Genomic DNA, 9,243 nt, shown 5'->3' with positions numbered 1-9,243 from the left:
CGACCAGGTACTCCGGCGGATTCAGAGACTGAAACTGGAGTGAATGCGGCAGGCATCCATTTTTTAAACACTGATGTTAGACCAAGGGTGTAGTCTGTCCAAAACAGATCCGTTTTAGAAATTCGTTCTGAAATGTTGTTCAAAACAAGAAAATCACTTTGATTTTGCCAAGCAAATAGAAAAATATTAGGAATCATATAATTTTGAAGCAATTGACGGTTCAACTGGGAAGTATGAATAATTCAGGTAGGAGTTTGATACTTGGCGAAATCTATATATTTATTTGCTACACATTTCAATTTATTAAATTTTAATTTTTTTGATCTCAACATATTTTTATAATATAAATAAAATGGAACTGAACCTAAACTATCTGCTCCCATTTTTCCAATTATTAGTCCTAATTGTCCAAATCCGAATAGACCTAACAACAGCTTCAATGTATTACCTACTAAACTTTGAGAAACAATAGCTCTAGAGTTCAATTTATAGGTTCTATTTCTAAATGATAGTTGCCTTAATGTTCTAAAGAACATTAATAAGAGCAAGCCTATAGGAACTGTAAATGCAATTACATATGAATTGTTTAAACTCAATGATTTTGAAAGATAATCTGAAAAGATATAAAACGGTACGAATATTAGAATACTAAAAATTATAGATAAAATAATACTTAAAGTAAAAATATGGTAAGCCTCATCTTCATCTTTCGCTTTTGGAATTGCATATTCATACTTAAAGGTCCCAAATGCTAATAAAGAAACTATTGAGGTGTAGATAGCTAATATTCCATACTCTTCAGGTGTATATATTCTAGTCAATAGTGGGGAAATAACAATTGTCAATGCTTATGCGATAGCAGTACCACTAACCATTACTGCTATACTTCTCCCTAACCTAGACTTTCTTAAATTATTTATACGTTGTTTCATTTATTAACTCTTTTCATTAAATTATATTTTAAAGTATTCAATTTTTATAACTGACTTATATATATTTTAATAGTAGAATTCTATTTAAACCATACCTTACGATTTATATATTCAGTGTAACATAGTATTATACGGAGTATCTTCTCAGAAACATTTTCATTATCATAATCACTTACAATCTTATGTTTAGATTTTTCACAATCTCCTAATACAAGTAAACCCTGCAATATTCTATCTTTATTTAATCCCACCATCATCGCCGCAGCTTCTTCCATAGCCTCAGGTCGTTCATGAGCTTCCCTAATATTTAATGCTTTAAAAGCAAGAATTGATGATTCTTCACTAATAGTTCCACTATCACTAAGCACTGCCCGTGCTTCTTTTTGTAGTTTAATGTAATCATTAAAGCCTACAGGTTTCATAGTTTTAATTAATGAGTTAAACTTCACATCTTTTTTTTCAATCATTTTCTTAGTTCTTGGATGTGTACTAACTATTATAGGCAATTGATATGTCTCAGCTATAGCATTCAAACTTTCGACCAATCCATTAAAGTTTTTTTCAGAGTTTATATTCTCTTCTCTATGTGCTGAAACAACAAAATATTCGTTTTTATTCAAGTTAAGTCTTTCTACTACATCAGATTTTTCAATCTCATCTATTTTTGAATTTATAACTTCAAGCATAGGACTTTCTGTTTTAATTATTTGATCTGATGGGAATCCTTCTCTAAGCAAATATTCTCTTGCTATATCACTGTATGTAAGGTTAATATCCGCAGTATGATCAACTATTTTTCGATTTGTTTCTTCAGGTACACGTTGATCAAAGCATCTATTTCCTGCCTCCATATGGAAAATAGGAACCTTCTTTCTTTTAGCTGCTATAGCACACAGACAACTATTCGTATCTCCTAATACTAAGAAAGCATCCGGGCTAACTTCATCCATAATCGGATCCATTTTAATAAGAATGTTACCAATTGTCTCTAAGGCAGTACCATTAGCTGCATTTAAAAAATAATCTGGCTTTCTTAAATTAAAGTCATTGGTGGATTTTATAATGAACTTAGCCACCTTTGATAAAAAAAACGCCATGTGAATTTCATGTTATATTGAAAGTTAACCACAACACTCAATAAAGGAATGAAATCACATGACGCAACTTCATGATACCACCGAATCCACCAAAGGAAAACACCTGACTAAAGATGAACGGGCCAAAATTGAGGTTTTAAAGCAGGAGAATTACTCCAACCGTGACATTGCAGCGCGTTTAGGGCGCGCACCCCAGACCCTCAATAACGAAATCAAACGCGGGACCGTCCGACAGATCCGTCGTCAGAAACAGAATGGAAAAACATATGATTATGCGTATCATATCTATGATCCAGGCTACGCTCAAACACGTTATGAAACCAACCGGCTTCGCTCGGGTCGGCGACCGAAATGGAGCCAATCCAATGCGTTTGTCGACTGGGCAGATACACAGATGCTGACCCACCACTGGTCCCCCGATGCCGTAATCGGTGCTGCAAAACAGCGTGATATTTTTCCTGCTGAACTGATTCCGTGTACAACGACACTGTACAACTGGATTGACCGGCATATCATGCGCACAAAGAACATCAATCTGCCAGAGAAACTCAGTCGCAATACAAAGTCGAACAAGCGTAGGGACCGCCAACATAAACGTGATTTGGGACCGTCCATCGCCGATCGGCCGGAAGCTGTCGAATCCCGGGAGACATTCGGTCACTGGGAAATCGACACTGTGATTGGTTCGAAACACAAAGAAGATGCGGTGCTGTTGACACTGGCGGAGCGACAGACCCGTTTTGAAGTCCTTTTGAAAATTGATGGCAAGGATGCTCAACCTGTCACAGAGGCAATCGAATCACTCGTTGAACGTGCTGGTGAATACATGCCGTCATTATTTAAGACCATCACATCGGATAATGGCTCTGAATTCAGTACCCTGCATGACACCTTGAAGCATGTGACAGACATTTACTTTGCCCGGCCGTTTGCATCATATGAACGCGGGACCAGCGAGAATCAACATAAGCTCATCCGCCGGTTCATACCGAAGGGGCAGTCCATCTCTGACGTCAGTCATCGACAGATTCAGCGCATCCAACGGTGGATGAATGATTATACAAGGAAAATTCTTGGCTACCAGACACCACATGCGCGTTTTGCCAAGGCAATGCAACACACACAATCGGCACAAAGCGCCTAGTGTAAATTTTTCTCCTCCCCCTCGGGGGAGGAGAAACCCAGCCACCAGAGTGCTTTCACAAACTCTGGATTAGGCTCATACCCTAGTGGCTAACTTAAACTTGAAATTCGCGATAAATTCATTAAGTAAAGTATATAAATGATCGAATAACTCATTTGCTTCCTCTTTATTGATTTGCAAACTCCACATACTATTAATTGCGTATTCTGCTGCATGAGCATCATCAAAAATAATGATATCGGCATCCTCAAAGTATGGATTTGTGTTAAAAATATGGCTATATGTAGTAACCACAAATGCCTTCTTTCTTTGATAATCCAAATTTTCATCTGATTGGTAAAAATTCCTGCTGCTTCCTGTCATTTGTACGCTTTCTATTCCATGATTATCTAAAATTTTCTTGGTTTGAGCAGCAAGGTGACGAGTGGCGCAACAATATACAACCTTGTTATTGTATTTTAACCTGTTATGCTCAGCAATCAGCCCACCTAGTAAGGTTTTTCCATATCCTGTTGGTAGTTCTATTGATACGTCTTGCTCAGAAGAGTTTTCATTATATAATTGAACAATTTCTTTCTGTCCTTCTCTTAGTTCAATATCAGTAAATTTTTGATCGAGTAAATCAAAGATAGATTGATAGCTTACATTATTTCGGTTATTTTTCTTCAAAGGCATTATATACCCTCACAAATTTCATTTGTCTTGCACTTTAATTATTCATAAATGTTATAAAAGACTTAATACTTTACGATGAACCGGGATGAATTATAACTAGATATAAAGAACGTCGAATACATCATATCTGCTATTTTATATTCAAAATAAGTCACTTTTTATAGTTAATGTTAAACTCTACTTCATAATCATTTAATTTGAGTTATAAAAAAGTGAATCTATTTCATTCAAATTAATTCAAGTATCAATGCAAAATTATACTCACTTTAATATTACCAATTAGGTAAATCACGGACAAATTTAATACTTTTAAAATTCTAATAATTTATTGGTATCTATACAGTATGAATGTGTATGAAGATATCAACTCTTATTTAAACATCAAATTAAAATATAAGACTATGCTTCCGATAAAGAAATAATTGCCTAAAAACATATAATCGTTCTTTACTTTAGCATTCTGTAAATCACAATATTAAAATGTAGCAAATCGGCAATTTAATATTGTTGGTTTACATACATGTTTTTTTGCTTTTCTTACGACATCTAAGGTGGTTGTTTATGAGGAAATACGTACGTTAAGAAGTCAAAAGATTTATAATCGATGATATAAAGCCCACTTTGCAGCAATGACGATTCAAAATAAAATCTTCAAGTTATATATTTCATCCTGGTTTTACTACTCACTATCCGCATCAGCTCTATTTTTTAAAATCTCAGCATCGCCGTAAATAGTTCTTCTTCATTGCTAAACTACGCACGGTGACGAGCTCACTCATGACTGCTTCTTCATCCATCATTTCCAGATAACGGCATTCTGTTCACGCCACCTAATATAAGAAGTACAACAGGGGACTATGCAATGTCTCTTAGCATAGGGCCTCCTTTTCTGTTTCGGTATAAAGGATATAATCCTTTATATAAAAGTCATATATTGGATGTCTGTGTCATCGGTGTTAGATGTCGTCATCGTGCTTTACATGCTTATCTAGTGTCAACCTAGTTTTACCCAGCCCAGCCGGACCAGTACTTAAATTAACAGTATAGGTCTCTATATTACTTTTAAGAATATCCAGTTCCTTCTCTCTGTACTTAAATTTTGTATCTATTGGTGCATTAATACCTGTTTTATCGTGAACTTCTATAAATTTTTTTACTGAAAATACCTGTCCGGAATCCATGGGTTTATTTAGATAGTCTCTCACAATGAATCGATAATTCGACCTAAGATCTTTAGCGAGCGTATCCAATCCGACTAACGTTATATATACACCAGGTTTAAAATTTCTCCAGCTCTTCTTTCTGCTCTATTGTGAGATTCGTAGAAGTATATGTACATATCACTTTTTCTATATCGTTAAGTGGTAAAACACGTTTGTCCGGGTCAAAACACGACTGGATATCTTCTTTTAACTTTATAAAAGGTCTGGATTGTACTGTCCCATAGATATATATAATTTACCTACCGTTCGTATTCTTTGTATAAGAGTCAGGTATGCCTCTGGTAAACTTATTAGTAGCAATTTTTACTCCGAGTGATTATATATTAGTACATTTAAATTTTTCATGAAAGTATTCATCCATTAAGTTATGGTATGCCCCACCATCCAATTCGAGAATAGCAGTTTCTATAACATTAGCTCTGACCATCTAAATCAAACTCCTTCTAAATTAATATGAAGCAGCTCCTTCAGTTCAAGTATACCTCTTTATACTCTTTTACCAAATCACACACACAACATTTAATCTGAACATAGAGAAAATCGTATCTTCACTTCGGTTTCAGTAGCACAGTAAAGCAGCCCTAAGCGAACTCTTTATATGAACCATTGACCCCACACTGTAAATTCAATAATTCATGAGGCGGATTCATCTCCATGAATCGGTAAATACCAATTGCGTATTGATGCACTTCATCACAAAAAATAATCAGGTGAAGTTGATATCTAGAAAAGATTGATCCATTTTCACTTAAGTGTCTCATAGCAACACAATTTATTTGATCATTACAACAATATTTACTTACATCAATTCTAATTAAAGAAACCTGGCCAAATTATCTGACCGGGTTTCTTCATCTTCTCACTCTTAAACTCTCTCAGCTTTCTCACTATCATTTTTCGCAATCCCCATACCTGTGAACGCATTGAACATTGCGAACACAATACACAGATAGCATGGTATCGCCCAGATCCAGTAATCTGCAACACTGACGTCCAACACTTCCATGTAGTATATACCAGAGACTCCCCACGGGACCAATGGAAGTATCATTGTACTTGAATCTTCCAGTGTCCTGGACAAGTTCTTATGATGCAATCCTTTTTTGGTGTAGGCATCCTGCAGGAGTACGCCGACCATGATGATGGCAACTGAGGCGACGCCTGCGGTGAAAACGATGATCAGACTGCCTATGATGGTCACACCGACGAGCTGCCAATTTGTCTGGATATATTGGGAAAATGTGTTCAGTATTTTATTCAGACATCCAGAAGCTTCGACAATTCCGGCAAAGGCATATCCGCAGAATATGGTCACAACGATTGTGGTCATCGAGAATATGCCGCCTCTTGTAACAAGTGATATAACATCTTCGGAGAGGCCTCCGATATTCATTCCCGTGGCTTCCACCATTGCCATATTGAATCCATCAGCCATTGATGTGACACCGTTCACGAGTGAGAATCCATTGAACAGCATGCCGATAATGACTGCAACCACCGATGATAACAACATCATGGGGACCACAGGTTTTCTGGTCATGGCACCCCATAGTATGATGACGAACGGTATCAGCATGAATATGTTAAAGTTGAATATCTGTGACAGTTCTTCCGTCAAAACACCCGCACCTGCATCAGCACCACCGGAGTAATCCGTATTCAAGCCAACAAAGAACCAGATAATGAGACCGACGATTGATGAAGGTACAGTCGTCCACATCATATGTTTGATGTGATCATACAGGTTCACCTCGACAACGAGGGAAGCCAGATTTGTTGTATCAGACAATGGCGACATCTTATCTCCGAACACGCCTCCAGAAATGATGGCACCTGCCGCCATTCCTAAAGGGACGTTCAGTTCCATCGCAATGCCGATGAGAGCAACACCCGCTGTCGCTACCGAACCCCATGCTGTTCCTGTCGCTACAGATACTACTGCAGTGATTATGAATGCCGCAGCAAGGAAATATGCTGGATTAATAATCTGCAAACCATAGTAAATCAGCATCGGTACCGTCCCTGAGTATATCCATGTACCGATAATGATACCGACTGTAAATATGATAAATATTGCCGGCATCGCGGTCATCAACCGTTTCGTGATACCTTCCTCCATGCCCTTCCATCTCAATCCAGTAAGATAGCCAATAAGTGCAGCATACGCTGCAGAGATCAATAGTAATGGCTGTATCGGTATATCATAAATCCCGAATCCAACTCCGATGACGATACCGAGTACGATAAAACATGATATTGCTTCGAAAAATGTAGGTTCTCTTTTCATATATGCATCCCCCTTTGATCAGACAGTTATACCTGACTGATCAGCTGATCGATTGTTTTATTTCCGAAGCCCAGTTTTTCAAGGTTCACTCCGGTTGCAAAGAAATCTTCTTCTAAAATCGTACTTCCTAAAGTGATGACTGAATCTATATTAGGTGTTTTAACACCAGCTGCTTTTCCAAGATCGGACCATAATACGAGTCCATAGGAAATATCTTCGGTAAAGTATCTCGAGTCTACAGCCACAGGCCCCTTGATTGCAGAATAAACTTCACTTGTATTGAATAGTGTCTGCAGGTCTCTGCCATCATCTGAGAAATAACCTCTACCTGCTCTGCTCTCAATAGCATTTTCCAATTCATAGCCGAAAGCTTTGCCGATTGCCATACGTTCCTGTTCGATGGCTCTTAACACTTTCACTGTGTGTTCTGTAATACCTTCTTTGTATAAATAAAATTCTCCACCCGAGTAGTCAATCCTTCCGGCGTTTAACAATGCCGGTCCCGGATGTACTTCAGGATTGCCGTTCTCTAATGTTGTATGCCAGATATTAGTAGCAGGGACAAGACAATCATATAATTCCGAACATTTTTCCAGCAGTGATTCCGTTTCGGTACTCGGATATGCTGAAAAAAATATCTTTTTCACGTATAGTGATAACTCGACTCTTGCTTCATCTGCAAAAGCTCTTGTACCGTATGTCAGAGAATTCGTTTCACATATTTTGAATGTTTTATGTATACCCATCTCTTTTGCTTTATGTACAAATCTGACAGATCCCATAGTCCCTGCACCATTGATGAAGATGATCTGATTTTCGTCAACGTGCGGTGCGAGATTTTCGGATATATTTTCGATAGCAAAACTCGGAACAGTCAGCATGATGATTTCAGCATCTTCGACTGCCGCTTCTATATCAGAAGTCACATTGTTGAAATCAATGAATTTCTCGCCATTACTATCTTTAAATTCAATACCATTTTTCATTCTTATACCGTCAAGGTTTTTCTGATATTCCGGCATTTCATATAGACAGACATCAAAACCTCTTTGGGTCAGATCTGCAGCTGCAGTGATGCCGCCATTACCCGCACCGATGATTGAAACTTTGTTTATAGACATATGTAAACATCCCCTTTTGTAATATAATTTCACAAAATTGATTTTAACATAAATATTTTGAATAATGGACCATCTCTGCCATCTTTCTTACCGTCAAATGACAAGAAATGTACCAACTAATGTCAACTTAATTACCAATTCCTCCGATATAATTATTGCGCACATCTGTTGGTGTGATATTTTATATCGGAGGTTTTTTATCAATGAATATTAATATTGAATAAGAAATTGTCTCTGTAGTGGAAGATTAGTTTTTTAGGTCATATGAATACAACACCATCTTCCAGCAAGAATTTATCATTTGTATTAATCTGCGTTTATCTTATAATTTAAGAAGGGAAATATTAAATATGGAAAATTTATTGTCGTATGAAAAGACAAAACAAAAAATCGAGGAATTACAAAATTATATTGATTTAATAGATAACTATGAAATAATTAGCTTGAATAACTGGGTCATTAAAAATTATGCGATGACTAATAATATACAAAAAGTGATTGGAATGTTGTGTATGGCAAAATAAAAGTGCAGAGCTTTGCAATGTAGAAGTGCAGAGTCCTGCACTGTTTTAAAATCAGTGCAAATAATAAAAAAGGACTTGCCAGCCACCCCAAGTCCCTCTACCGTTATTGGTGTCGAAACAATAACACAGTGGAGGTCAGGAAGGATGCTAGCAATGTCCGATATTAATTGTATCAAACACTTAAGAAACACCAAAGGTTTATCTATATCTGAAATACAAAAAACATTAGGTATCAATTGG

General features: G+C 36.9%; 9 protein-coding genes. 2 read left to right on the top strand and 7 right to left on the bottom strand.

Translation table 11 applies throughout. The annotated features are described in order from the left end of the window. From BO48_RS16480 to BO48_RS16470, 3 genes are all read right to left on the bottom strand, one after another. Positions 1 to 224: hypothetical protein (locus tag BO48_RS16480; protein WP_496369184.1), on the bottom strand; the 224-nt coding region annotated here is incomplete at its 3' end. Between the two features lie 18 nt (positions 225 to 242). Further along, a complete protein-coding gene (locus tag BO48_RS16475; RefSeq protein ID WP_496369182.1) occupies positions 243 to 845 on the bottom strand; it encodes an oligosaccharide flippase family protein in 603 nt (200 codons plus the stop codon). A 167-nt stretch (positions 846 to 1,012) separates the two neighbouring features. Beyond that, positions 1,013 to 2,008, bottom strand: coding sequence for a UDP-N-acetyl glucosamine 2-epimerase (locus BO48_RS16470; protein WP_496369180.1), 996 nt, complete (start codon positions 2,006 to 2,008; stop codon positions 1,013 to 1,015). A gap of 79 nt (positions 2,009 to 2,087) precedes the next feature. Here BO48_RS16470 and BO48_RS16465 point away from each other — a divergent pair, with 79 nt between their 5' ends. Then, positions 2,088 to 3,173: an IS30 family transposase gene (locus tag BO48_RS16465; RefSeq protein ID WP_496369178.1), complete on the top strand. Its 1,086-nt coding sequence runs from the start codon at positions 2,088 to 2,090 to the stop codon at positions 3,171 to 3,173. 75 nt (positions 3,174 to 3,248) lie between these two features. Here BO48_RS16465 and BO48_RS16460 read toward each other — a convergent pair whose 3' ends face one another. The 4 genes from BO48_RS16460 to BO48_RS16445 form a co-directional block, all read right to left on the bottom strand. After that, positions 3,249 to 3,848: a DEAD/DEAH box helicase family protein gene (locus BO48_RS16460; protein WP_496369176.1), complete on the bottom strand. Its 600-nt coding sequence runs from the start codon at positions 3,846 to 3,848 to the stop codon at positions 3,249 to 3,251. Between the two features lie 956 nt (positions 3,849 to 4,804). Then, the gene (locus tag BO48_RS16455; RefSeq protein WP_496369174.1) at positions 4,805 to 5,053 is read right to left on the bottom strand and encodes a hypothetical protein; all 249 of its coding nucleotides are present in this window, start codon (positions 5,051 to 5,053) and stop codon (positions 4,805 to 4,807) included. 883 nt (positions 5,054 to 5,936) lie between these two features. Continuing rightward, positions 5,937 to 7,358 carry a Na+/H+ antiporter NhaC gene (gene nhaC / locus BO48_RS16450; protein WP_496369172.1) on the bottom strand — a complete coding sequence of 474 codons (1,422 nt, stop codon included), beginning with the start codon at positions 7,356 to 7,358 and terminating at the stop codon, positions 5,937 to 5,939. A 26-nt stretch (positions 7,359 to 7,384) separates the two neighbouring features. Next, the gene (locus BO48_RS16445; protein ID WP_496369170.1) at positions 7,385 to 8,479 is read right to left on the bottom strand and encodes an NAD/NADP octopine/nopaline dehydrogenase family protein; all 1,095 of its coding nucleotides are present in this window, start codon (positions 8,477 to 8,479) and stop codon (positions 7,385 to 7,387) included. A 350-nt stretch (positions 8,480 to 8,829) separates the two neighbouring features. On the opposite strand from BO48_RS16445, the gene BO48_RS16440 reads away from it, so the two are divergent. After that, complete coding sequence (locus BO48_RS16440) at positions 8,830 to 9,003, top strand: hypothetical protein (protein ID WP_496369168.1); 174 nt, start codon at positions 8,830 to 8,832, stop codon at positions 9,001 to 9,003. Positions 9,004 to 9,243: the final 240 nt, after the last annotated feature.

The organism is Lacicoccus kunmingensis DSM 17847, from assembly GCF_059568765.1.
The sequence above is the reverse complement of the archived record's forward strand: the minus strand, read 5'-3'. Positions and strand labels throughout refer to the sequence as shown.

Excerpts from the sequence above, each read along its gene's own strand:
- BO48_RS16465 (WP_496369178.1), top strand. The coding sequence starts at position 2,088 with ATGACGCAACTTCATGATACCACCGAATCCACCAAAGGAAAACACCTG.
- BO48_RS16445 (WP_496369170.1), bottom strand. The coding sequence starts at position 8,479 with ATGTCTATAAACAAAGTTTCAATCATCGGTGCGGGTAATGGCGGCATC.
- nhaC (WP_496369172.1), bottom strand. The coding sequence starts at position 7,358 with ATGAAAAGAGAACCTACATTTTTCGAAGCAATATCATGTTTTATCGTA.
- BO48_RS16440 (WP_496369168.1), top strand. The coding sequence starts at position 8,830 with ATGGAAAATTTATTGTCGTATGAAAAGACAAAACAAAAAATCGAGGAA.
- BO48_RS16460 (WP_496369176.1), bottom strand. The coding sequence starts at position 3,848 with ATGCCTTTGAAGAAAAATAACCGAAATAATGTAAGCTATCAATCTATC.